Source organism: Gordonia pseudamarae, from assembly GCF_025273675.1.
GTDB lineage: Bacteria > Actinomycetota > Actinomycetes > Mycobacteriales > Mycobacteriaceae > Gordonia > Gordonia pseudamarae.
Window position 1 is genome coordinate 1,612,954 of the sequence record NZ_CP045809.1, and the last position, 23,857, is coordinate 1,636,810.

Annotated in this window: 20 protein-coding genes and 1 riboswitch; of the genes, 13 read left to right on the forward strand and 7 right to left on the reverse strand. The window is 67.9% G+C overall.

Annotated elements, in window-relative coordinates:
- The first annotated feature begins 4 nt into the window (after window positions 1–4).
- On the forward strand, window positions 5–649 hold the full coding sequence (locus tag GII31_RS07135; RefSeq protein WP_213249984.1) for a response regulator: 645 nt from the start codon (window positions 5–7) through the stop codon (window positions 647–649).
- A 68-nt stretch (window positions 650–717) separates the two neighbouring features.
- Here the strand turns inward: GII31_RS07135 and GII31_RS07140 are convergent, their stop codons facing one another.
- On the reverse strand, window positions 718–1,971 hold the full coding sequence (locus GII31_RS07140; RefSeq protein ID WP_213248102.1) for a serine/threonine-protein kinase: 1,254 nt from the start codon (window positions 1,969–1,971) through the stop codon (window positions 718–720).
- Window positions 1,972–2,047: 76 nt separating this feature from the next.
- On the opposite strand from GII31_RS07140, the gene GII31_RS07145 reads away from it, so the two are divergent.
- From GII31_RS07145 to GII31_RS07155, 3 genes are all read left to right on the forward strand, one after another.
- Window positions 2,048–3,133 carry an Rv2578c family radical SAM protein gene (locus GII31_RS07145; RefSeq protein WP_213248104.1) on the forward strand — a complete coding sequence of 362 codons (1,086 nt, stop codon included), beginning with the start codon at window positions 2,048–2,050 and terminating at the stop codon, window positions 3,131–3,133.
- Between the two features lie 321 nt (window positions 3,134–3,454).
- Window positions 3,455–4,261 (forward strand): hypothetical protein, encoded by an 807-nt coding sequence (locus tag GII31_RS07150; RefSeq protein ID WP_213248106.1) that lies wholly within the window; start codon window positions 3,455–3,457, stop codon window positions 4,259–4,261.
- Window positions 4,261–5,850, forward strand: coding sequence for a DNA polymerase Y family protein (locus tag GII31_RS07155; RefSeq protein WP_213248108.1), 1,590 nt, complete (start codon window positions 4,261–4,263; stop codon window positions 5,848–5,850). The genes GII31_RS07150 and GII31_RS07155 overlap by 1 nt, the downstream gene beginning before the upstream one ends.
- Before the next feature lie 199 nt (window positions 5,851–6,049).
- Here the strand turns inward: GII31_RS07155 and GII31_RS07160 are convergent, their stop codons facing one another.
- Window positions 6,050–6,454 (reverse strand): hypothetical protein, encoded by a 405-nt coding sequence (locus tag GII31_RS07160; RefSeq protein WP_213248110.1) that lies wholly within the window; start codon window positions 6,452–6,454, stop codon window positions 6,050–6,052.
- A 117-nt stretch (window positions 6,455–6,571) separates the two neighbouring features.
- On the opposite strand from GII31_RS07160, the gene GII31_RS07165 reads away from it, so the two are divergent.
- Complete coding sequence (locus GII31_RS07165; protein WP_213248111.1) at window positions 6,572–9,835, forward strand: error-prone DNA polymerase; 3,264 nt, start codon at window positions 6,572–6,574, stop codon at window positions 9,833–9,835.
- Window positions 9,836–9,902: 67 nt separating this feature from the next.
- Window positions 9,903–10,130, forward strand: a complete 228-nt coding sequence (locus tag GII31_RS07170; RefSeq protein WP_213248113.1) for a DUF167 domain-containing protein — start codon at window positions 9,903–9,905, stop codon at window positions 10,128–10,130.
- Between the two features lie 61 nt (window positions 10,131–10,191).
- Here the strand turns inward: GII31_RS07170 and GII31_RS07175 are convergent, their stop codons facing one another.
- Window positions 10,192–12,774 (reverse strand): helix-turn-helix transcriptional regulator, encoded by a 2,583-nt coding sequence (locus GII31_RS07175; protein ID WP_213248115.1) that lies wholly within the window; start codon window positions 12,772–12,774, stop codon window positions 10,192–10,194.
- 123 nt (window positions 12,775–12,897) lie between these two features.
- Entirely contained in the window at window positions 12,898–13,362 is a 465-nt protein-coding gene (locus tag GII31_RS07180; RefSeq protein WP_213248117.1) for a tRNA (cytidine(34)-2'-O)-methyltransferase, read from the reverse strand.
- Between the two features lie 104 nt (window positions 13,363–13,466).
- On the opposite strand from GII31_RS07180, the gene GII31_RS07185 reads away from it, so the two are divergent.
- The 3 genes from GII31_RS07185 to GII31_RS07195 all read left to right on the forward strand — a co-directional run bounded on the left by GII31_RS07185 (window position 13,467) and on the right by GII31_RS07195 (window position 16,483).
- A complete protein-coding gene (locus GII31_RS07185) occupies window positions 13,467–14,327 on the forward strand; it encodes a bifunctional methylenetetrahydrofolate dehydrogenase/methenyltetrahydrofolate cyclohydrolase (protein WP_213248119.1) in 861 nt (286 codons plus the stop codon).
- A 203-nt stretch (window positions 14,328–14,530) separates the two neighbouring features.
- Window positions 14,531–14,821: a DUF3017 domain-containing protein gene (locus GII31_RS07190; protein WP_246222146.1), complete on the forward strand. Its 291-nt coding sequence runs from the start codon at window positions 14,531–14,533 to the stop codon at window positions 14,819–14,821.
- An 87-nt stretch (window positions 14,822–14,908) separates the two neighbouring features.
- Window positions 14,909–16,483: an Hsp70 family protein gene (locus GII31_RS07195; RefSeq protein WP_213248123.1), complete on the forward strand. Its 1,575-nt coding sequence runs from the start codon at window positions 14,909–14,911 to the stop codon at window positions 16,481–16,483.
- Between the two features lie 79 nt (window positions 16,484–16,562).
- Here the strand turns inward: GII31_RS07195 and metX (GII31_RS07200) are convergent, their stop codons facing one another.
- Genes metX (GII31_RS07200) through GII31_RS07210 form a run of 3 tightly spaced genes read right to left on the reverse strand, consistent with a single transcriptional unit; the run spans window position 16,563 to window position 20,255 of the window.
- Window positions 16,563–17,738 carry a homoserine O-acetyltransferase MetX gene (gene metX, locus GII31_RS07200; protein ID WP_213248125.1) on the reverse strand — a complete coding sequence of 392 codons (1,176 nt, stop codon included), beginning with the start codon at window positions 17,736–17,738 and terminating at the stop codon, window positions 16,563–16,565.
- A 10-nt stretch (window positions 17,739–17,748) separates the two neighbouring features.
- Window positions 17,749–18,909, reverse strand: a complete 1,161-nt coding sequence (metX, locus tag GII31_RS07205; RefSeq protein WP_246222147.1) for a homoserine O-acetyltransferase MetX — start codon at window positions 18,907–18,909, stop codon at window positions 17,749–17,751.
- Between the two features lie 32 nt (window positions 18,910–18,941).
- Window positions 18,942–20,255: a bifunctional o-acetylhomoserine/o-acetylserine sulfhydrylase gene (locus tag GII31_RS07210; RefSeq protein WP_213248127.1), complete on the reverse strand. Its 1,314-nt coding sequence runs from the start codon at window positions 20,253–20,255 to the stop codon at window positions 18,942–18,944.
- Window positions 20,256–20,319: 64 nt separating this feature from the next.
- Window positions 20,320–20,436: riboswitch (SAM riboswitch) on the reverse strand.
- Window positions 20,437–20,518: 82 nt separating this feature from the next.
- On the opposite strand from GII31_RS07210, the gene GII31_RS07215 reads away from it, so the two are divergent.
- The 4 genes from GII31_RS07215 (at window position 20,519) to GII31_RS07230 (ending at window position 23,834) form a co-directional block, all read left to right on the forward strand.
- A complete protein-coding gene (locus tag GII31_RS07215) occupies window positions 20,519–20,662 on the forward strand; it encodes a hypothetical protein (RefSeq protein ID WP_213248129.1) in 144 nt (47 codons plus the stop codon).
- A 49-nt stretch (window positions 20,663–20,711) separates the two neighbouring features.
- Entirely contained in the window at window positions 20,712–21,584 is an 873-nt protein-coding gene (locus GII31_RS07220; RefSeq protein ID WP_213248131.1) for an exodeoxyribonuclease III, read from the forward strand.
- Between the two features lie 68 nt (window positions 21,585–21,652).
- Window positions 21,653–22,717: a tryptophan--tRNA ligase gene (gene trpS, locus GII31_RS07225; RefSeq protein WP_260840361.1), complete on the forward strand. Its 1,065-nt coding sequence runs from the start codon at window positions 21,653–21,655 to the stop codon at window positions 22,715–22,717.
- Window positions 22,718–22,757: 40 nt separating this feature from the next.
- Window positions 22,758–23,834 (forward strand): YhjD/YihY/BrkB family envelope integrity protein, encoded by a 1,077-nt coding sequence (locus GII31_RS07230; RefSeq protein ID WP_213248135.1) that lies wholly within the window; start codon window positions 22,758–22,760, stop codon window positions 23,832–23,834.
- The last annotated feature ends 23 nt before the right edge of the window (window positions 23,835–23,857 follow it).

The following is a 23,857-nucleotide window of genomic DNA, read 5'->3' on the forward strand; positions in this document are numbered from 1 at the left end:
CACGGTGTTCCTCGTCGATGATCACGCGGTGTTCCGGTCCGGGGTGCGGGCCGAACTCGCCGGGGAGCGCGGCCTGAGCATCGCCGGGGAGGCGGGCACCGTGGCCGAATCGATCGAGCACATCGTCGCCTCACGTCCCGACGTGGTGCTGCTCGACGTGCACATGCCCGGCGGCGGTGGGGTTGCGGTGCTGCGTGGCGTCCGCGACCGGCTGGGCGGCGACACCCCGGTGTTCCTGGCACTCAGCGTGTCCGACGCGGCCGAGGACGTGATCGCCACCATCCGGGCGGGGGCCCGTGGCTACGTCACCAAGACCATCGACGGCGCCGAACTCGCCGACGCGGTACGTCGAGTCGCCGACGGCGATGCCGTGTTCAGCCCGCGGCTGGCCGGGTTTGTGCTCGACTCGTTCACCGGTCGGTCCTCGGTACCGGAACCGGCCCTCGACCCCGAACTGGACTCGCTGACCCGCCGCGAGATGGAGGTGCTCCGTCTGCTGGCGCGCGGCTACACCTATCGCGAGATCGCTGAGGAACTGTTCATCTCCATCAAGACGGTGGAAACCCACGCCTCCAATGTGCTGCGAAAAACCCAGCAGTCCAACCGGAATGCCCTCACCCGCTGGGCCGCCACCCGCCACATCGGCTGACCGGATACACCTGCGCGGATGCCGCGGTCGGCACGCTCACCGGACGCCTCGGGCGAGGCCGGTGGCGACTATTTGAGGAGGGCGATCAGCAGGATCGCGACACCGGCGAGAACGACGAAGAAGGCGAACACCGACAGGGCCAGAGCGGTGGTCGAACTCTGTTGCTGGGGGCGGGGTTCGGGGAACGCGCCGGTCATCCGGTTGGCACTGCCGGCGCCGTGACCGGGAAAGTGCAGACGATCCGACGACATGGTCGGTGCGTACGAGGGATCGTGGGTGTGCGACAGGGGCAGCGTGCCCGGCTGCTGCGCGGTACCCGACGGGGCGGGGGTGATGGTGCGCTGCGCCGCGGCGGCGTCCGGAGCGATAGTGCGCGGTCGGGACTTCTGCATCCAGATCGGCAGGGCCCCGTCCTTTTGGGTGAGGACTCCGGTGAGTACCTGATCTGTGCTGGTGTGTGTGGCCGCGGCCGCGATGGCGGCCAGCTCGTCGCGAGCCTGTGCCATCGTGGGCCTGCGGGCCGGTGACGGCTCGAGGAGTTTACGCAGGATCGGTTCGAGCGCACCGGCCTTGGTGATCGGATTGATCTTCGCGCGGGCGACCTTGTGCAGCAGGGCGAGGGAGTTCTCGTCGACGCCGAACGGTGGCAGGCCCTCGAGCATCGTGTAGATGGTGGCGCCGAGGGAGTACACGTCCGACGCCTCGGACGGCAGTTGGCCGCGGGCCACCTCCGGCGCGAAATAGGCGGGTGTCCCGGTGACGATGCCCGTCTGGGTGAGGGTCACATCGTCCTTGGCGTGCGAGATACCGAAATCGGTGATCTTCACCAGGCCCGCGTTGCGGCCGGTACTGGCGATCAGGATGTTTCCCGGCTTGATGTCGCGGTGGATGATCCCGGCGGCATGCGCGTCGACCATCGCGTCGGCCACCTGCGCGCCGATCTGCGCCGACTGGGCGACGTCGATGGTGCCGGTGGCGTGCAGGATCTGCGCGACACTGCGCGAGGGCAGATACTCCATCACCAGCCACGGTTCACCGCTGTCGAGGGCCACATCGTGCATGGCGATGGCGTTGCGGTGGGCCAGCCGGGCGGCGATCCGGCCCTCACGCATGGCGCGCTGGCGGACGGTGTCGGCGGAGTCCTCGCTCAGGCCCTCGGTGGAGATCACCTGTTTGACGGCCACCTCGCGGTCCAGGAGTTGATCGCGGGCCAGCCACACAGTGCCCATGCCGCCACCGCCGATCCTGGACAGCAGGCGGTATCGCCCGGCGACCAGGTACTGCGGACCTGGCACGCGGGGATTGTCGGCGACCGATGACATGGCTGCATAATAGCCGTGGTGACGGTACGGAGTGGCCACGGTTGACACCCCCTCGCACGTGTGTTCGACTTTAGTGATGCGATGGTCGGATCAAGAGGTGTCGGTGGGTGGGGTGGCCGTCGACGACGGCGCGTTACCCGGCCTGCAGCGATCGGGGCTCGTGCGGTCGGTGCGTCCGCCGGACTTCGCCGGTGTCACTTTTCATGAGGTTCTGGCCAAAAGCGCGCTCAACAAGCTGCCCGAGGGTGCGCAGTTGCCGTTCCGGCATACCGTCAACACCTTCCGGGGCTGCTCGCATGCCTGCCGGTATTGTTTCGCCCGGCCCACCCACGAATATCTCGACCTCGACGCCGGCGCCGACTTCGACTCGCAGGTCGTGGTCAAGCTGAACGTGGCCGCGGTGCTCCGCAAAGAACTGCGCCGCAGATCATGGACCCGTGAGACCGTGGCGCTGGGCACAAACACCGATCCCTATCAGCGGGCCGAAGGGCGCTACCGGTTGATGCCGGGGGTGATCGCAGCGCTCACCGAGGCGGCCACACCGTTCTCGATCCTCACCAAGGGCACACTCCTGCGTCGTGATCTGCCACTGCTCCGGCAGGCGGCCGGACGGGTGCCGGTGAGTATCGGGATCTCGCTGGCCGTCATCGACGCCGAACTGCAGAAGACCCTGGAACCGGGCACACCCTCGCCAAGGGCGAGGCTGACGCTCATCCGCGACGTCGCCGACGCCGGATTCGCCCCGCACGTGATGGTCGCGCCGGTGCTGCCGTACCTGTCGGACTCGATCTCCGAGCTCGACGAACTGCTCGGTGCGTTGGCCGGGGTGGGCGCCTCGGGGGTGACGGCCTTTCCGCTGCATCTGCGTGGGTCGACGAAGCCGTGGTTCCTGGACTGGCTGGCTGCCGAACATCCGCGGCTGATCCCGCGTTACCGCAGCCTGTACGGGCGGGGTGCCTATGTCTCCAAGGAGTACTCGGCCTGGCTGCGGGAGCGGATGGCGCCGCTGGTCCGCAAGCACGGACTCGGCGATTCCGGCGGGCTGTACGGGGCGGCCAGCAGTGGCCGGGTCGCGGCATCGCGCGAGGTGGACATGACCATCGCCGCCGAGCGTGCGCTGGTGGCCGCGCCCGAGCTGGCGCAGGCGCTCACCCTGTTCTGACCCCGGCCGGCCCCTGGTTTCAGTTCCCTGGCTTCCGGCTCCCCGGGTTCTGGCCCGCGGGTTCCGGCTCCCCGGGTTCTGGCTCCCCGGGTTCTGGCTCAACCGTCGGGATGATCGCCGTTCCGTGTTCGACAATGTGTTTCCACCTGCGGCGACAGCGCTTTGGGCATCAATGTCGGCGCTCTCGTCTATGATCAACTCGTCGAAAACCTGTTCGATCCGGCGGAGGTTGGGCGGGGATTCGTCTCCCGGGGTGACCGCTCCGGGATGCGCAGCATCTTCCCTGTACGCGCGCCACCACACCGGGTATGAGGAGGAACGATGGGTGATCGACCGACTGTGGCAGGGCAGGGTACGGCGGGGCGGCGGTCCGATGCCGACCACGAAAGCCGTATCGCGCAACTGCGCCGACAGCTCGCCGTCATGTCCGGGCAACCCGATCGGCTGTCGGCGGAGCGGCCGGACGTATCGGTGATCCCGGTGCCGGTGGCGCTGGAGCCGCTGTTTCCGGCCGGCGGATTGGCTACCGGCGCCGTGCTGGCCTGCGATGGCGCGCGGTCGGTGCTGCTGTCGTTGATCGCGTCGGCGTCGGCCTCCGGGCGGCGTGTCGGCATCGTCGGCATGCCGCGCCTGTGTCTGCTGTCGGCGGCCGAGCTGGGTGCGGATCTGTCGAGGATCGCGACCGTGCCGTATCCGGGTGCCGATCCGGTGGAGGTGGCCTCGGTACTGCTCGACGGGATGGACGTGGTGGTGCTGAATCTGGCCGGAGCCTCGGTGCCGCCGTCCCGGGCCAAGGTGCTGATGGGGCGCCTGCGGAAGCGGTCGTCGACCCTGATCGTGACCGGCGGGCAGTGGCCCGGGGTGCGTACCAGTATCGATGCCGAAGTGACCGGATATCGTAACAGCTTGTCCCACAGTATTTCCGGCAGCGGATCAGGCCGCAGCGGGATGGGGCGGATCGGTGGGATGCGCCTTCGGGTCAGTGCGGTCGGCCGGGGCCGGTGCCGCAGTGGCGTCGACGTCGAATTGGTCGCCGATGGATTCGGGGCGTCCAGGCGTGTCGGCATGGTGCGCACCGACGGGTATCGGTCGGTGGCTGCCGATCCGGTGCTGGAGGTGGCCAACTGATGGGTGACCCGTCCTCGCGAGGGGTTTCGGGGCCACGGTCGCCGGCCCGCAGGGTGCTGGCGCTGTGGTGCCCGGACTGGCCGGCGAGCGCCGCCGGTGCGGCGGCGGATCTGGCTCCGGATGTACCGGTGGCGGTGCTGCACGCCAACCGGGTGGTGGCGTGCTCGGCGGCGGCCAGACGCAGCGGGGTCCGCCGGGGTATGCGTAACCGGCAGGCACAGGCCGCCTGCCCGAAGATGGTGCTCGCCGGTTCCGACGCCGGCCGTGACGGGCAGTGGTACGAGCCGATCGTGGCCGCGGTGACGGAGGTGGTGCCGACTGTCGAGGTGCTGCGGCCGGGGCTGCTGGTGATACCGCTGACCGCGACGCTGTGTCGGCATCTCGGCGACGAACAGGCGATCGCCGAACGGCTGACCGACGTGATCGGTGCGTGCGGTGCCGAGGCGTCGGCCGGTGTGGCCGACGAGATGTTCACCGCGGTGCTCGCCGCCCGGCGCGGGCAATGCGTCGAACCGGGTGGTGATGCGGCGTGGCTGGCGCCGCTGCCCATCGCCGAGCTGGCCGTCGAATCGGCCTTCGGCGGGCATGAGCGCACCGAACTCGTCGACCTGCTGCGCCGACTGGGCATTACCACGATCGGTGCGTTCGCCGGATTTCCGATCCGCGATGTGGCCACCCGGTTCACCGCCGATGCCGTTGCCGCGCACCGGCTGGCGAACGCGGTGCCGGACCGCGGTCCGGTGGGCGGACGGATCCAGGAGGATCTGCTGATCGAGTACGACTGCGATCCGCCGATCGACCGGGTTGATGCCGCGGCGTTCGTGGGGCGCCGACTGGCCGACGAACTGCATCGTCGTCTGGCCGCGATGTCGGTGTGCTGCACCCGGCTCACCGTCGAGGCGGTGACGCAACTGGGGCAGCGGCATACGCGGACCTGGCGAGCGGTCGCACCGCTCACCGCCGACGACATCGCCTGCCGGGTCCGGTGGCAGCTCGACGGCTGGCTCACCGGTGGCCGTGGCACCCATGGGCAGCGCCCGGATTCGCCGATCGCATTGCTGCGGATCGATCCGGTGGAGGTGATCGATTCGGGTGCAATGCATTACACCTTGTCGGGGCACGGTCTGCCCGAGTCGGAGTCGGACGGCGAACGGGCCCGGGCCGTGCTGGCGCGAGTACAGGGACTGCTCGGCGGTGACGCGGTCAAGATCCCGGTGCTCAGCGGCGGGCGAGGCCCGTCCGATCAGGTGAGGCTGGTGACCCTGGGAGAGGACTCCGTGCCCCACCACGATCGGTCGGCACCGTGGCCGGGACGGCTGCCGCAACCGTCCCCGGCCACCCTGGCCGAGGCGGCCGTCGCGGTGCTCGACCCGGACGGCGATCCGGTGCGGGTGTCGGCGCGGGGTGCGTTCAGCGCCGAACCGGCGCTGGTTGTCGGGCACCGCACATGGTCGGTGCGCTGGTGGGCGGGCCCCTGGCCCACCGGTCTCGACGGAACCGCCCGGGCCCAAGTCCTCCTCGACGACACCCGGGCTCTCCTCCTGCACTACCGATCTGAGCACTGGATCGTGGAGGGGATCTACGAATAGTCTTCGTGCGCAACAATTCCCTTCGGCGCCAAACGGATATCCTTCGGCGGCTGGAACGCTCCTGCCGAAATCGCCGTCCTGTGGTAACCGAGTCGCGTATGTCGCTCACCGGGTATCAGCTCAGCGAAGTACGGGGCGCCCGCCCCGACGAATCGGGACGGGCGCCGCACCATGTCTCTTGACCAGCATGGCCTACATATCAGTTGTAGCTGACCCCGGCCGGTCCGACGAAGACCGTCTGATTGTTGCGGGTCGGCTTGATGTTCTGCGAAACCGCATGTGACATCAGGAAACGTGACGGTTTGGTTTTCGGTTTGGACTGGCTGCACCAGACCTGCGCCGACACCGATTGAGACTGCTTCAACGTGACCTTCGCATAGATCAGATCGTCGCCATAGTCCCAAGTGGATGTGTAGGTCGCCCCGACCGAGGCCTTGATGGCCCAGACCTTTCCGGCTGGACCGCAATTGCCCTTGCTCTTGGGGAAGGCGATATAGACGTAGCCGACGGGGCCGGCCTCGGCATCACCGGCTTGCAGCGCCCCGCCGGCGGTCACTGCCAAGGCGCAACCGATCGCGACTGCGGATCGACGAATGTAGTTCAACGGTGGGTATCTCCTCTGCCTGAAATGATTTCGTGAACGCGGTATCGAATCATGGTACCCAAGGGTGTAACGCCGGGTGGACCTCAATATCGAAAGTGTGTTCGATATGGTGGGTGGATGGGATGGAACAACGGGCCGCCGACCTGGTCGGAGATGGAGCGGGTGCTGTCGGGACGGGCGCCCGGGCCCGGCGGGCGGATGGCCGAGAACTATGTGCCGGGAGACGGGAACGACTCGCCGGCCTGGTCGCGACAGCGAGGTGCATTCACCGCCGACGACATCGAGCGGCGGGTGTCGACGGTCGCCTACGCCGAACTGCACGCGCACAGTGCCTACAGCTTTCTGGACGGGGCGTCGATGCCGGAGGAGATGGTCGCCGAGGCCCGCGGGCTCGATCTGAAGGCGCTCGCGTTGACCGATCATGACGGCTTCTACGGGGTGGTCCGGTTCGCCGAGGCGGCCCGCGAATACGGGATGCCGACGGTGTTCGGGGCCGAACTGTCGCTGGAACGCGACGCCACCCGCACCGGGGTGCCCGATCCGCCGGGTGAGCATCTGCTGGTGATCGCCCGCGGCGGGGAAGGCTACCGGCGACTGTCGCGGACCATCGCCGCGGCACACATGGCGGGTGGGGAGAAAGGGCTGCTGCGCTACGAACCCGACGCGCTTCCCGGCATGGCCGCAGGTCACTGGCTGATTCTCACCGGCTGCCGCAAAGGCGCGGTACGCCGGGCACTGGAGCGGGCCGGGATACCGGCCGCGCGCGCAGAACTGCGCGTGCTGATCGACCGGTACGGCCGCGACAACGTGGTCGTCGAACTGACCGCATCCGGGCTGCCCGACGACGACGAACGTAATGCCGCCCTCGCGTCGATCGCCGCCGAGTGCGCGGTGCCGACGGCGGCCACCACCGGGGCGCACTTCGCCGCGCCGGATCGGCGGCGGTTGGCGATGGCGGTGGCGGCGATCCGTGCCCGCACCGACCTGGACACCATCGAAGGCTGGCTACCGGGGGTCGGCGGCGCGCATCTGCGCAGCGGCGACGAGATGAGACGTCTGCTGCCCGGGTGTTCCGAGGCCATCGACAACGCGGTGGGTATCGCCGCGGACTGTGCCTTCGAACTCGGCCTGATCGCACCGCAACTGCCGCCCTTCGACGTCCCCGACGGGCACACCGAGAGTTCGTGGCTGCGGGAACTGACGCTGCGGCGCGCGCGGCGGCGCTACGGCACCCCGGCCCAACACCCCGCGGCGTACCGGCAGATCGACCACGAGCTGGCCGTCATCGCCTCACTCGACTTTCCCGGTTACTTCCTGATAGTCGCCGATATCGTCGACTTCTGTAAGGATAACGACATCCTGTGTCAGGGCCGGGGGAGTGCCGCCAACTCGGCGGTCTGTTACGCACTCGGCATCACCAATGTCGACCCGGTGGCCAACAAGCTGCTGTTCGAGCGATTCCTGTCACCGGCGCGCGACGGCCCGCCCGACATCGACGTCGACATCGAATCCGATCGCCGCGAGGAGGCGATCCAGTACGTGTACCGGCGTTACGGCCGCGACCACAGCGCGCAGGTGGCCAACGTGATCACCTTCCGGAGAAAGTCGGCGGTCCGGGATATGGTACGGGCGTTGGGTTTTGCCCCCGGACAGCAGGACGCGTGGAGCCGCGATCCCGACGACGCGCCGGCGGCGGTGACCGAACTGGCGGGTGAGATAGTGGGCATGCCCAGACATCTGGGTATCCACTCCGGCGGTATGGTGATCTGTGACCGGCCGATCGCCGACGTATGCCCCACCGAATGGGCGCGCATGGAGAACCGCAGCGTCCTGCAATGGGACAAAGATGATTGCGCCGCAATCGGTCTGGTCAAGTTCGATCTACTCGGGCTCGGGATGCTGTCGGCGCTGCACTACGCCATCGATCTGCTGGCGCAGCACAAAGGCATCGTCGTCGACCTGGCCGAGCTCGACCTGTCCGAACCGGACGTCTACGAGATGCTGTGCCGCGCCGACTCCGTCGGGGTGTTCCAGGTGGAGTCGCGGGCGCAGATGGCGACGCTGCCGAGGCTGCGGCCCCGAAACTTCTACGACCTCGTCGTGGAGGTGGCACTGATCCGTCCCGGACCTATCCAGGGTGGTTCGGTGCACCCGTATATTCGGCGGCGCAACGGAAAGGAGAAGCCCGACGTCGAACATCCGTCGATGTGGAACGCTTTGGAGCGGACGCTGGGGGTTCCCCTGTTTCAGGAACAACTGATGCAACTGGCCGTCGACGTCGCCGGATTCGACGCGGCCGAAGCCGACCAACTGCGCCGTGCGATGGGTTCCAAACGCTCACCCGAACGCATGGAACAACTACGCAGGCGGTTCTATGATGGTATGCGGCGTCTGCACGGCATCACCGGACCGACCGCCGACCGCATCTACGAGAGAATGGCGGCATTCGCCAATTTCGGTTTCCCGGAAAGTCATTCGCAGAGTTTCGCCTCGCTGGTGTTCTATTCGGCATGGTTCAAGCTGCATCACCCGGCCGCTTTCTGTGCCGCGCTGCTGCGTGCCCAGCCGATGGGTTTCTACTCCCCGCAGTCGCTCGTCGCCGATGCCCGGCGGCACGGGGTGCGGGTGCACCGGCCGCACATCAACGCCTCGTCGCCGTGGGCGACACTGGAGAATGAGGGCATGCAGGTGCGGCTCGGGCTCGCCGCGGTACGTGGGGTGGGGGATGAGGTGGCGCGGCGGATCGTCGACGAACGCGGCCGGGGCGGTGACTACACCGATCTCGAGGATCTGTCCCGTCGGGCGGAACTCGACGTCCGGCACCTGGAAGGTCTGGCCGGTGCGGGCGCATTCGACTGTTTCGGTTTCAGCAGGCGTCAGGCCCTCTGGCAGGCGGGTGCCGCCGCCGCGGCCCGGAACGATCATCTACGGTTGGAGGCGTCGGTGTCGGCGCCCGAACTTCCGGGTCTGTCGGAGGTGGAACTGGCCGCCACCGACGTGTGGGCTACCGGGATCACCCCGCACCTGTACCCGACGCGGTTCCTGCGGCCGCGACTGGACGCGCTGGGGGTGGTTCCCGCCGACCGGCTGCTGTCGGTGGCCGACGGTGCGCGGGTGCTGGTCGGCGGTGCGGTGACGCACCGTCAACGGCCCGCGACGGCGTCCGGGGTGACCTTCATCAACCTTGAGGACGAAACCGGAATGGTCAACGTGGTGTGTTCGGTGGGATTGTGGGTGCGATACCGCGATCTGGCACACTCGGCATCTGCGTTGCTGGTACGGGGAAAGGTGCAGAACGCGGAAGGGGCCGTGACCGTGGTCGCGGACCGGTTGCAGCGGATGGACCTTCGGGTGGGGACCCGTTCCAGGGACTGGCACTGATGTCGGGGCGCACAAAATAAGTGGGACACGAAGCACGTGGGACACGAGAACGATGATCGGGGAAGTAATGTCGCAGACTGTTGTGGTCACAGTGAAACCGAACAGCAGCAAAGGGCCGCTGGTGGAGGTCGACGGCGAGGGGGCGATCACCATCTTCGTGCGTGAACCCGCCACCGAGGGCAAGGCCAACAAGGCGGTCGGTGAACTGCTCGCCAAACACCTCGGTGTGCCGAAAAGCAAGGTGGCGCTGATCGGCGGGGCCACCGCGCGTACCAAACGGTTCCGGGTCGGCTGAGCGCCGATCAGGCGGTGAGCGCGGTGTCGGCGCCGCATATCCGAGGCCCGAGGCCCGCGCGTCAGCCGTTGTGGTCGGGGTGCTGCGTCCGGCGGATCGGCGCGCCCAGGATCTGTGAGGACCGGTAGATGTGGCCCTCGACGGTCCGCACCGACAGCACCAGCAGGTCGGCGATCTCCTTGTTGCTCAGACCCTGTTCGGCGAGCCGGACGATCTCACGCTGCCGCCCGGACAGGCCGTCCTCCGATTGTGCAGCGCGAAGCGCGGGTGTGTCGGCACCGGAGCGGGTGGCGAGCCCGGCGGCGTACTCGCGTGCGGTCAGCGCGGCTCCGCCACGGTGCTGCCGCCGGAACGCCTCCACCGCCTGTGCGGCGGCGTCGACCGCCGCCGGAAGATCCCCGTCGGCGGCATAGGACCGGGCGGCCGCCATCAGCTGCTCGCCGTCGCCGGCGGCCAGGGCCCGGGCGTGGGCGAGTGTCGTGCGGGCACGGGGAACCTCGGGAAGTTCCGCGGCGAGCACCGCGAGTCTGTCGGCACATGTCGTATCGCCGAACCGGACGGCGTACTGCAGGCATATCACCTCGGGGGTGAGTTGCCCGGCGGCGTGCGCCGACTCGGCCGATGTTCGGGCGATCTCCGCGGCCACCGAGGTCGCGCCCCCGAGCGCGTGCAGCGAGGCCTCGACAATGTGGATCCGAGCGGTACGGAACCCGTACCCGTCACTGGGGTGGGAGGTCAGCCGCGCCAGCAGGCCGCGGACCCGTTCGGCATCGCCCATGTTCGCCGCGACCTCGGCGGCGTTGAGGCAGAACGGAAACCACATCTCGGGCGGGGACTGCACCGAATCGAAGGCGGTCAGCGACCTGGTCAGCAGATCGTCGGCGCCGGTCAGGTCGCCGACCGAGAACTGTGCCACGCCGAGGAATCCGAGGATCCACCCTTCGACATCGCCGGTGGATGTGGGTATCGTTTCACGGATCGCGGTGGCGATCCGTACCGCCGCCGGGCCCTGATTGCCCAGTTCGCATGCTCGAATGTGGACGTCGCACAGCGTCATCCGCCAGTACGTTCCCCACGGACTGTGATCGGCGAGTGCATGTGCGCGGCCGGCGATCTCATGTGCGCGGCGCATCAGGCCCACGTCGGCCAGAGCGACGACCTCGGCCCAGTCCGCGGTGATGCGGGCGGTGTCGCTCACCGGTGAGGTCCGGGCCAGGACCTCGGCGCCGTCGATCACCGCGCGCGGGCGCGACCGTGCGGCATCGACCATCATCTGCGCGGCGATCAGGCTCGCCGACATATGTCCCTCGGCGCGGGCCGCATCGATCACCGCGACAGACGCGGCCGGATCGTTGCACGCCCACAGCCGGTGGTAGCTCTCCTGCAGCAGCAGTTCGGCGCGCTGGGCGTCGTCGAGTTCGTTGTTGCGGGCGCGGATCAGCGAATGCTCGACCGATTCCGGATCGGCCATGAGTGAAGCGATGTGCGCCAGCAGCAACTGCGCGTCCACATAGTGCTCACCGGGGCCGATCTGCGCGGCCAACTCCGCCGCCAGCGGCAGCGCCACCAGCCCGGCCGCCGCGACCGCCCCCTCCAACAGGATGCGTTCCCTGCCGTCGAACGGCTCGGCCGCCAGTGCCAGCACACCCTTGTTGCCCGCGACCTGCATCCCCGGGATCCGCTGACGGTCGAGCTCGCGCACGAGCAGCGTGCGCAGTCTCCGCAACCTGGTCGCGGGGGCGCTCGCACGGCGGACCTCGCCGTACAGCGGATGGGCCAGCCGCACATCCCCGCCGGGCCCGTCGTCGACCACGACCAGCCGCAGGACCTCGGCGCTCTCCAGTGCGGTAGGAGCGGTCAACGCGGTGATCACCGACACCGGAACAGGCTCGGCCAGCGCCACCATGTCGAGCACGTCCGCGGTGGCCTCCGGAAGATCACCGATCCGCGTCGAGACGACATCGATCAGGCTTTTGGGCACCCTCACCGTGCCGGGCACCTGCCGCTCCGAATCCCACAGCGACGCGGCCCCCAGCGACTCGGGGTCGGCGAGCAGTTCGGTCACGTACAGCGAATTGCCCTGCGTCAGTCGCCACAGGTCGCCGCGGACGGATTCGGTGACGTCCTCGCCCAGGGCCTGGCTCACCAACCCGTCGACGGCGGTGCGCGACAACGGCTCCAGATCGATCCGCAGAACCCCGGATGCGCCGAGTACCTCGGCGAGCAACGGGGTCGGGGGACCGGCGGTGCGATAGCCGAGCACCACCCGGACCGTCGGGATGGCCATGAGGGTCTGCACGACGATCGTCGACATCTGGTCGAGCACCTGGATGTCGTCGACGACGACGACCGGATCGTCGGCACCCGAGGTGAAGGACTGGATCAGCGAACGTATCCGCAACAGGGGATCGACGATCACCGGGTCGACGTGTTCGGCAAACGCGCCGAGCGGAACGGCTGCGGCCGCGAACGAGGGATGGACCCATCGCACGTCCCGGCGATCGGCGACAGCCTCGGTGATCAGCCGCGTCTTGCCGATCCCGGCGGGCCCGGCGACCACGACGGTGGGTGCGGTGTCATCGCGAAGCGCGCGTCGCAGTACCGCGCATTCCTTGTCGCGACCGACCATCGACCACCTCGTCACGAGGTGATCGTATGGGACCGGAGACGTGTCGTATCAGGGCATTTCGTCGTCCGCCCGGCCGAAATCAACCGTCTGAAGGACACCGGAGCCCGCCAATCGGGCATATCGGTGACAGCCGAGGATTCAGACCGCGCCCGTGAAATCGTGCTGACGCCACGCCTCGTAGACGGCGATGCAGGCGGCGTTGGCCAGGTTGTGCGATCGCCGGTCGGGCAACATCGGGATGCGAACCCGGTCGGTGACCTTCGGATCGGCGAGCACATCGTCGGGCAGGCCCGTCGGTTCGGGACCGAACAGCAGCACATCGCCCGGCCGATAGGCGATATCGGTGTGCCGTTTGTCCGTGCGCGCGGTGAACGCGAACACCCGCTCGGGGCGCAGTGACTCCCACGCCGTCGGCAGATCCGGGTGCACAGTGACGTTGGCCATCTCGTGGTAGTCGAGTCCGGCACGTTTGACCTGGGCGTCGGTCATGGTGAACCCGAGCGGCTCGATCAGATGCAGTTGGCAGCCGGTGTTGGCGGCCAGGCGGATCGCGTTGCCGGTGTTGGGCGGAATGCAGGGTTGGAAGAACATGATCCGGAACATGATGCCGGTCAGCTTAGTCGTAGGCGCACCCGTGGACCGGCGTGGCCCGACCCGCGGCATCATGTGGCGGAGTGGCCGAACCGCATAGTGGAATAATGGGCCCGGTGAGTGCGATACGACTTGACGGAAAAGCCACCCGCGACGAGATCTTCGCTGATCTGAGCGTGCGGGTGGAGAAGTTGCGGGCCGAGGGCATCGTGCCCGGTCTGGGCACCATCCTGGTGGGCGACGACCCCGGCTCGCACTCCTACGTCAAGGGCAAGCACAACGACTGTGCCCGCATCGGCGTCGAATCGATCCGGCGTGATCTGCCCGCCGACATCACGCAGGAACAGCTCGACACCGCGATCGACGAACTGAACGCCGACCCGGCCTGCACGGGCTACATCGTCCAGCTGCCGCTGCCGGGGCACCTCGACGAGAACGCCGCGCTCGAACGTATCGACCCCGACAAGGACGCGGACGGCCTGCACCCGATCAACCTGGGACGGCTCGTGCTGGGCAAGGAATCGACACTGCCGTGCACCCCGCGCGGGGTGATTCACCTGCTGCGCCGCTACGGCATCCCCCTCGACGGCGCCCGGGTAACCGTGGTCGGACGCGGCGTCACCATCGGCAGGCCGATCGGGTTGCTGCTGACCCGGCGCAGCGAAAATGCCACCGTCACTCTCTGCCATACCGGCACCCGGGACCTGGCCGCCGAGGTCTCGCGGGCCGATATCGTCGTCGCCGCGGCCGGTGTCGGCCACCTGATCACCGCCGACATGGTCAAACCGGGGGCCGCGGTCATCGACGTCGGTGTCAGCCGCAACGAGCAGGGCCTCGTCGGCGACGTCGCACCCGATGTGTGGGACGTGGCCGGTGCCGTATCACCCAATCCGGGTGGGGTGGGGCCGCTGACCAGGGCTTTCCTTTTGGTGAACGTGGTCGAACGAGCCGAGGCGCAACTCGCGGCACGGCGATGACCTCGCCGGCATCGGGCCCCTCGTCCGAGGTTGTCCCCCCGGATGACGGCGGGTTGCACGATGACACCCCCTCGCCGGTTGAGGTGCGAGCTTGCGAGCCTCGAAACCAGCACGGTGACCAACCGGGAGAGGACCAACCGGGAGAGGACCAACCGGGAGAGGACCAACCGGGGGAGGACCAACCGGGAGAGGACCAGCCGCGGGTGAGTCTGCTGCGGGCGGTGCTGGTGGAGTTGCCGTACGTTCTGGTGTTACTCGCCGCCCTGATCGCGGCGATCTTCGTAACCTTCGACCGGTGGCGGCGTGGTGTATTCGTGCTCGGTTCGGCATTGTTGCTCGGTTCACTTTTCCGGGCCCTGCTGCCGTCGCAACGTGCCGGACTATTGCAGGTCAGAGGACGGTTGTTTGATTCGGTGCTGATGGCGTCGGCCGGGGTGGCGATCCTGTGGCTGGCCACGTCCATCGACTCGTTGGGCACGGATTCATTACAATAAGATCTCAAACGCCCCCAACGATCGGGATTTCGCATCACTTCGTCAGCAGTCGGCACCACACCACCTCGGGGTTCCACGGCCCTGGGGGTGTCGGTCGGACGTGGTCTTGTGCACTACGTCCTGCTGACTGACGACGAAACCGGTCGCAGCATCGTCGACAGCCGGGTCATCGCCGTCGACGGTCGTGACGGCCTCGACGACGTGGGCCGGGTGAACGCCGGGATCGACGTCATGCTCAACGCCGCCGCCGACGAGGATCTGAGCGTGCAGGCCATCGGTGTGGCCACCCTCACCGGAGGCCCGCGGCACGCCGTGGCGGGCAAGGGTTCGGGCACGCGCAGACAGATCCGTCTGTTCACCGGCGAACAGGCCGTCGCCGAATATCTGGGCGACACCGGTGAGATCGACAGATACTCCGCCGTGCTGGTGGTCGACTGCGGCGACTCCGGGATGTCGATGTACACCCTCGACCCGGCCACACGGCGAACGGGGGAGGTACAGCGTTCCCGGGCGATCAGCGGCCGCGAAATCGACGAGGCCCTTGCCCGATCGGTGATGCGGTCCGAACCGGGTATCGCGAGCGACCCGGCCTTCGGCCAGAACCGGCGCGATCTCGTCAGCGCCTGCCGCACCGCGAAAGAGGAACTGACCCGACCCGAGCAGGTCGCACAGGGACAGGTCACACCGGCGGCGGGAGTCAGCAAGGTCGACTTGACCGCCGAGATGGTGGCCGAGGCGGTGGAGCCGATGGTCGCCGAGGCCCGCGAGGCGGTGCGCAAGGCCCTGGCGCTGGCCGCCGGACGTGGAACAGACCCCGAGGCGGTGGTGCTCGTCGGTGGCCTCGTCAATATCCCGGCGGTCCGGGGCGTGGGCACCGGGCACGGGGCACGGGGCACCGTGATCCCGAACATGCCCGAACTCGCCTCGGCGATCGGCGCGGCCCGATTGGCCTCGGGCGGACCGGACGCGGCCAGACAGACGATGATCGGTGGCGGTGTGACCCGCGGGCTGCTGTCCCCGATGCCGCTGGCGGCGGTTGCCGCGATCCTCGGGGCGGTGTTGATGACCCTGTACGCGGTGGGCAGTGCCCTGTCCACTGTGTCCAACTCGCCCGATGCCCCGACCTCGGAGCCGATGCACTCGGTGAGGCACACCACGGCGACCGGCGCGACGACGCGACTGTTCCAAAATCTGTCCGAATCGCCGACACAACGCCCCACGCACACCCTGCCGACCGACCCGTCCTGGGGAGCGGCCACGCCCGGGTGGGCCACCATCGAGCTGCCACAGCCGGACGTGACGTCGACGACGACCCTGCTCCCCGAGCCGCCCGGATTCGCCGGCGACGGGCCGACCACGACGCTTGTTCCGCCTCCATCAACCTCGACGACGACCTCGACCTCGACCACGACGCGGACGACACCCTCCACGTCCGGCGTCGGGACATCGACGAGTACGGACCCGCCATCGTCATCGGACAGCTCGTCCTCGAGCAGCCCCACCAGCACCGCGGCATCGTCGGAACCGTCCGGCGACGGTGAACCCGCGGTGACCGATCCGAACCCGGAGATCAGCGCGCCGACATCGTCCAGGACACCGGCGCCCGGTGAGCCGGCCCCGGAATCGGGTACCGAGGTGCCCGAAGCGGCCTACGGTTCATAGCCGCCGGCAATGGCTCCGCAGCCGCCCGGCGGGGCTCCCGGATATTCCGGGCCCACTACCTCTACCGATTCCCGTACCTCTACCGATTCTCGGCACCGCATTCCACCGGCGGCTTCCGGGCGATGTCGGCGGTATACCTGAGCAGGTCGGACACGGCGTCGACCTCGGTGAGAAATCCGTCGTGCCCCTTGTCCGAGTTGACCACGTGCAGCCCGCCGACGGCGTTGCCGAGGTTGTCGGCGATCTCCTGCTGCAGCCGAAGCGGGAACAGGATGTCCGAATCGATGCCTCCGACGACCACCGGGACGGTGCAGGCACTCAACGCGGCCCTCACCCCGCCGCGGTCGCGTCCGACGTCGTGGCCGTTGACGACCTCGGTCAGCAACACGTAGCTGCCGGGATCGAATCGTTCGATCAGCTTCTCGGCCTGATACTCCAGGTAGCTTTCGATGGAGTAGCGCCCCCCGGTGCGCGGATCCTCGCCCGACTGCGGTGCGTTGGCGAACCGTTCGTCGAGTTCGGCTTCACCGCGATAGGTCAGATGCGCCATCCGGCGCGCGATACCCATCGCCGCGGCGGGTGACCGCCCGGTGCCGTAGTAGTCGCCGCCCTGCCAATCCGGATGCGCCTTGATGGCCGCGATCTGCGCCGTCTGAATCCCGATCTGGAACGCGGTGGCGCGGGCGCCGATCGCGAGGACCAGCGCGGTGCGAAGCCGGTCGGGAAATCCGACGGCCCACTCGAGCGCACGGGCGCCACCGAGCGACCCGCCGAGCACCGCGGCCACCCGGTCGATACCGAGACGGTCCATCAGCAGTACCTCGGCCCGCACCTGGTCGAGCAGCGTGATCGCGGGGAATCGGGATCCCCATGCCCTGCCGTCCGGGGCAATCGATGACGGCCCGGTCGAACCCCGGCAACCGCCGAGGGTGTTGGCGGCGATGACACACCATTCGGCGGTGTCGATGGCCCGGCCCGGCCCGATCACATCACCCCACCAACCGGGTGTCGGGTGATCGTCGTCGGCGGGGCCGATGACGTGCGAGTCGCCGGTGAGCGCGTGCAGGACGAGAACGACGTTGTCGCGGTCGGGCGACAACCGGCCCCAGCGCTGAAATGCCATCGTCACGTTCTCGAACGTCTCGCCGCTGTCGAGCGGAAGCGGGGGCAGGGTGACTGAGGTCAGCTGACCGTCGGGAAGATCCTCCCAATCGGTTGTGTCCGACGGACGGGGGATCGGCTCATCGGTGGTCATCGGTAGGAGTCTACCGGCGCGCATCCCGGGCGACGTCGATCGTGTACCGCAGGAGCCCGCCGATGGCGTCGGCCTCGGTGAGAAAGCCGTCATGCCCCTTGTCCGAGCTCACCACATGCAGTCCACCGGCGGCGTTGCCGAGTTGTTCGGCGATTTCTGCCTGCAGGCGCAGCGGATAGAGCCGGTCCGAATCGATCCCGCCGACGACGACGGGCACCGGGCAGCCGCGCAGCGCCGCCTCGACACCGCCTCGACCCCGGCCGACGTCGTGGTTGTTGAGCGCGTCGGTCAAGGTGACGTAGCTGCCCGGATCGAACCGCCGGCTCAGCTTCGCCGACTGGTGTTCGAGATAGCTTTCGACGGCATAGCGGCCGTCGTCGAGCGGATTCTCGGTGCCCTGCGGGGAGTTGCCGAATCGTTCGTCGAGCTCGATCTCGGCGCGGTAGGACAGATGCGCGATACGCCGGGCGATACCCATACCGACAGTCGGCGAGACGCCCGACCCGTGGTAGTCGCCGCCCTGCCAGTGCGGGTCGGCCTCGATAGCGGCGATCTGGGTGGACTGGATGCCGATCTGGTCGGCGGTGGCGCGGGCACCGACCGCCAGGACCAGCGCCGAGCGGACCCGATCGGGATAGCCGACCGCCCATTCCAGTGCGCGCGCGCCGCCCATCGAGCCGCCGACCACGGCCGTCACCCGCGAGATACCGAGCACCTCGGTCAGCGCGACCTCGGCCCGAACCTGGTCGAGGATGGTGATCCGCGGAAACCGCGAACCCCACGCGCGGCCGTCCGGGGCGGTCGACGAGGGTCCGGTGGACCCGCGGCAACCGCCCAGGACGTTGGGGGACACGACACACCATTGGTCGGTGTCGACGGCGCATCCCGGACCGATCAGTCCGTCCCACCAGCCGGCGGCCTCGTGCTCGTCGTCGGCCGGTCCGGTGACATGGGAATCCCCGGTGAGTGCGTGCAGGGCGAGCACCACGTTGTCGCGGTCGGGTGACAACGTGCCCCAGCGCTGGAACGCCAGGGTCACGTCGCCGAGAACCTCACCGTTGTCGAGTGCCACAGGGCCCACCGGGGCATACATCAACTCCCCGTCCGGGGCGTTCTCCCAGTTGAGGGCGTACGGATGCTCCGTCACTGGACTGCTGATGGTCACCGGCACGGGTTGCTCACTCGCTCTCACACATCACCTGTTCACTTGGCTGCCGCGAAGCCCTGCTCGAGGTCGGCGATGATGTCATCGATGCCTTCGATACCGACGGCGAGCCGGACCAGCCCGGGGGTGACCGCCGCCGCCAGCTGCTCTTCGGGCGTCAGCTGACTGTGCGTGGTCGAGGCCGGATGGATCACCAGCGACCGGACATCGCCGATATTGGCGACATGGCTGTGCAGGGTCAACGCGTCGACGAATCGTTTGCCGGCATCCACGCCGCCGTCGATCTCGAACGCGACGATCGCACCCTGCCCCTTGGGGGCCAGTTCCTGGCCCCGCCGGTACCACGGAGACGTCGACAGCCCCGCATACGTCACGGACGTGACCTGCGGATGGTCGTTGAGGAACGCGGCGACGCGCTGCGCGTTGGCCACATGCCGCTCGACCCGCAGGCTCAGCGTCTCCAGGCCCTGTGCCAGTAGGAAGGCGTTGAACGGGGCGATCGCGGCACCGATGTCACGCAGCAACTGGACCCGGGCCTTCAGAGCGAACGCCGGGGCGCCCAGGTCGGCGAACACGACGCCGTGATAGCTGGGATCGGCGGTGGTGAAACCCGGGAACAGGTCCGTTCCGTCGCGCTGGACCCGCCAGTCGAAGGTGCCGCCGTCGACGATGACACCCCCCACCGCGGTGCCGTGGCCGCCGATGTACTTGGTGGCCGAATGCACCACCACGTCGGCGCCGTGAGCCAGCGGATTGAGCAGGTACGGGGTCGCGACGGTGTTGTCGACGATCAGCGGAATACCGTTGTTGTGCGCCACCGCCGAGATGCCCGGGATGTCGAGTACCTCATTGCCCGGGTTGGCGATGGACTCGCCGTAGAAGGCGCGCGTGTTGTCGCGGACCGCGGCCTGCCACGCCGCCGGATCCTCGGGATCGTCGACGAAGGTGACCTCGACACCCAGCTTGGGCAGGGTGTAGTGGAACAGGTTGTAGGTTCCGCCGTACAGCCGGGGGCTGGACACCACATGGCTGCCGGCCTCTGCCACGTTGACGATCGCGTACGTGGTGGCGGCCTGACCCGAGGCCACCAGCAGTGCGGCGACGCCGCCCTCGAGTGCGGCCAGGCGCTGCTCGACCGCGTCCTGCGTCGGGTTCATGATCCGGGTGTAGATGTTGCCGGGCTCGGTGAGGCCGAAGAGATTGGCGGCGTGCTCGGTGTCGCGGAAGGTGTAGCTGGTGGTCTGGTAGATCGGCAACGCGCGCGCACCGGTCGTCGGATCCGGTGATTGGCCGACGTGGATCTGCTTGGTTTCGAAACTCCAGTTGTCTGCTGGATTCGCTGCGTCAGACATGACGTGTACACAACTTTCTTACGGTCGGCAGGGCTCGCTGAGACCCTGTGGGGTCCGACCTTCGGACCCGCGCTTGCCGGGAGGCCGTGTGGCCCCCAACCTGGTCATCACCCGGAGCACCCCACCGCGGTTGGAGGGTTGCCGATCAGCGAGCCGGGGCTTCGTGCTGATACTCATGACCTGGCGACAAGGATATAACACCGATTTCATACCCAGGGAACCCTCCTGCTCAGACCGGTTGGAACACCGCGGAAATCGGTGTTGTGAACGATCTCACCGCGTGTTCGTGGAATACGGTGCCGGCGCTGCTGCGCACTCTGCCGACGCCCACCCTGTTCGGCGCGGACCTGGCCGTGGGCGGGCTGCTGATTCTGGTACCGGCCGTGGCGGCACACCGGCGTGGGTGACGGTGATCGCCGTCGGCGTCGCGGCCGTGCACACGTAGGCTCGGTTGTCGTGTCCATCGTTATCACCACGGTCAACGTCAACGGTATCCGTGCCGCCGTCAGGCAACGCAACGAACGCAACGCGGGAATGTTGCGATGGTTGTCGGAGGCACCATCGGATGTGATTGTCCTGCAGGAAATCCGGGCATCGCACAAACAAGCACACGAGGCGCTGGCACCGGTGCTGGAGGGTGGCTGGCACCTGACGATGACCGAATCGTCGGTCAAGGGTCATGCCGGGGTCGGCGTGCTCAGCCGCATCGAACCGGCCGCCGTGCGCACCGGCTTCGGCAGCGCAGAATTCGACGATCTGGGCCGATACGTCGAGGCCGACTTCGGCGCACCCGGCATCGACGGTGTCGGCGAGCTGACGGTCGGCGCCCTGTACCTGCCCAAAGGCGCCGCGGACACTCCGCAGGACGCGGCCAAATTCGAGGAGAAGAAGCGCTTCCTCGACGAATTCGGCGCGTATCTCGCCGGCCTCATCGATCCGGACGGGAGAGTGCAGGACGGGGGAGCGCGGGATCGGGGAGTGGTCGTCGGCGGCGACTGGAACATCGCGCCCGCCGAGGCCGACATCAAGAACTGGAAGGGCAACCTCACGAGCCCCGGCTTCCTACCGCACGAACGTGCATGGGTGGCCGGGCTGCTGGCATCGGGCTGGTCCGACGTGGTCCGCGACCTGCACCCCGAGGGACCCGGACCATACAGCTGGTGGTCGTGGCGCGGCAAGGCCTTCGACAACGACGCCGGCTGGCGCATCGACTACCAGTTGGCGAACGCCCCGATGGCCGCCGCCGCGCGTTCGGCCGTCGTCGACCGCGCCGATGCCTACGATCTGCGCTGGTCCGACCACGCACCGGTGACCGTCACCTTCGGCTGACCGTCCCGCGCCACGTCGCCGGGTGTGCCGACAACATCGGGTTGAGCGCCTTTGAGACACTGGAACCCATGACCAGCAGTGAAGTCGCGAGCAGTGAGAACACCGGCGGCGAAGGTGCCGTACCCCAGGCCCGTAAGCGGGTGCTGTCCGGAATTCAGCCGACGAGTGACTCCTTCCACCTCGGCAACTACCTCGGTGCCGTGCGGCAGTGGGTGCAACTGCAGGACGACTTCGACGCCTACTACTTCATCCCCGACATGCACGCCATCACGGTGCCGCAGGATCCCGCGGTGCTTCGTGAACGCACCCGGGTGGCGGTCGCGCAGTTGCTGGCCGTCGGCGTCGACCCGGAGCGCGCGACGATCTACGTCCAATCGCACGTGCCCGAGATCGCGCAGCTCAACTGGGTGCTCTCGTGCCTGACCGGTTTCGGTGAGGCGGGCCGGATGACGCAGTTCAAGGACAAATCCGCCAAACAGGGCGCCGATGCCGCCGGGGTGGGGCTGTTCACCTACCCGATCCTGATGGCCGCGGACATCCTGGCATTCCAGGTCGACCTGGTGCCGGTGGGTGAGGATCAGCGTCAGCATCTGGAACTGACCCGCGACCTGGCCGGGCGCTTCAACAAGCGATTCGGCAAGGCACTCAAGGTGCCCGAGGCCTACATCGTCTCCGAGTTCGCCAAGATCTACGACTTGCAGAACCCGACGGCCAAGATGAGCAAGTCCGCCGACACCGACAAGGGCCTGATCAACCTGCTCGACGATCCGAAACGGTCGGCGAAGAAGATCCGCTCGGCGGTCACCGACACCGGCAGCGAGATCATCTTCGACCGCGAGAACAAGCCCGGCGTGAGCAACCTGCTGACGATCCAGTCCGCGCTGAGCGGAGTGGGCATCGACGATCTCGTCGCGAAGTACGCGGGCAAGGGGTACGGCGACCTGAAGGTCGACACGGCTGAGGTTCTGGCCGATTTCGTCGGTCCACTGCGCGGCCGGGTCGCCGAATACACCGAGGACCCGGCCTATCTCGACGGTATTTTGGCCGCCGGAGCACAGCGGGCCCGCAAGATTGCGTCCGACACACTCGCTGTTACGTATGACAAAGTAGGGTTCCTGGCACCGAAGATGTGAGGGATGTCTCCTTCGCATCACGACGAGGGAGACATCGGGGATGAGTTCGGCGATCGACTCGGCGAAGGCCGCGGTGAGCACGGGCAAGGAGAAGTTCACCGAGGCGCAGGACCGCTGGCCGGTGCTCAAACACATCCTCGACACCGTCACCCGCTACAATGAGCGACGCGGAAATCTGCATGCCGCGAGCATCACCTTCAACGGGATACTCGCACTCATCCCTATCCTCATGGTGGCGTTCGCCATTGCCGGTTATGTCCTCGCCGGCAATCAGGGTCTGCTCGACGAGATCCAGGAGTCGGTGGTCGAGCAGATGCCCGGCGACATGGGCACGCAGGTGTCGGACCTGATTGATTCGGCCATCGCCTCCCGCGCCACGGTCGGTGTGGTCGGCCTGTTCGGTGCGGCGTTCACCGGCATCGGATGGATGGCGGGTGTGCGCATGGCGCTGACCGAGATCTGGGGCGGACGCATCAAACGCAACGCGGTGATGGCCAAGCTCGGCGATCTGCTGGCCTTCGTGGCCCTCGGGGCGGCGTTCATCGTCACGATGGTGCTGAGCGCGCTGGGTAGCAGCGGGCTGCTCAACAAGATCATGGACTGGCTGTCGATCGATGACATGCCGTGGGCGTCGACGGTGATCCGGGTGGTCTCGATCCTGGTGTCGGTCTGCGCGTCCTGGATGCTGTGCACTTTCGTGCAGTCGTGGCTTCCGCTGACCAAGGTGCCGTTCACGAACTGTCTCAAGGCGGGGCTGCTGATGGCGGTGGTCTTCGAGGTCCTCAAGACGTTCGGCGGCATCTACCTGACGTCGGTGATGAGCGGGCCCGCGGGCGCGGCCTTCGGATCGATCATCGGCATCATGGTGTTCGCCTATCTCGCCTCGCGAATCCTGTTGTACGCCACCGCCTGGTGCGCCACGGACCCGAAGAACCAGGCCTTCCAGGTGGTCGATGAGATCGAACCGCACGAGGAGGAGCAGGCGCAGCGGACTGTGGTGATCTCACCGACCTACGCGGTTAATCCGACGCCGAGACCAACGGTGATCGCGGGTGCGGTGGCCGCCGGAGCGGTGCTCGCGGCATCCATCGCGCAGGTCGCGCGTCTGCGCAGGTGAGATCGTGGCCGCCGGTCCCGGCC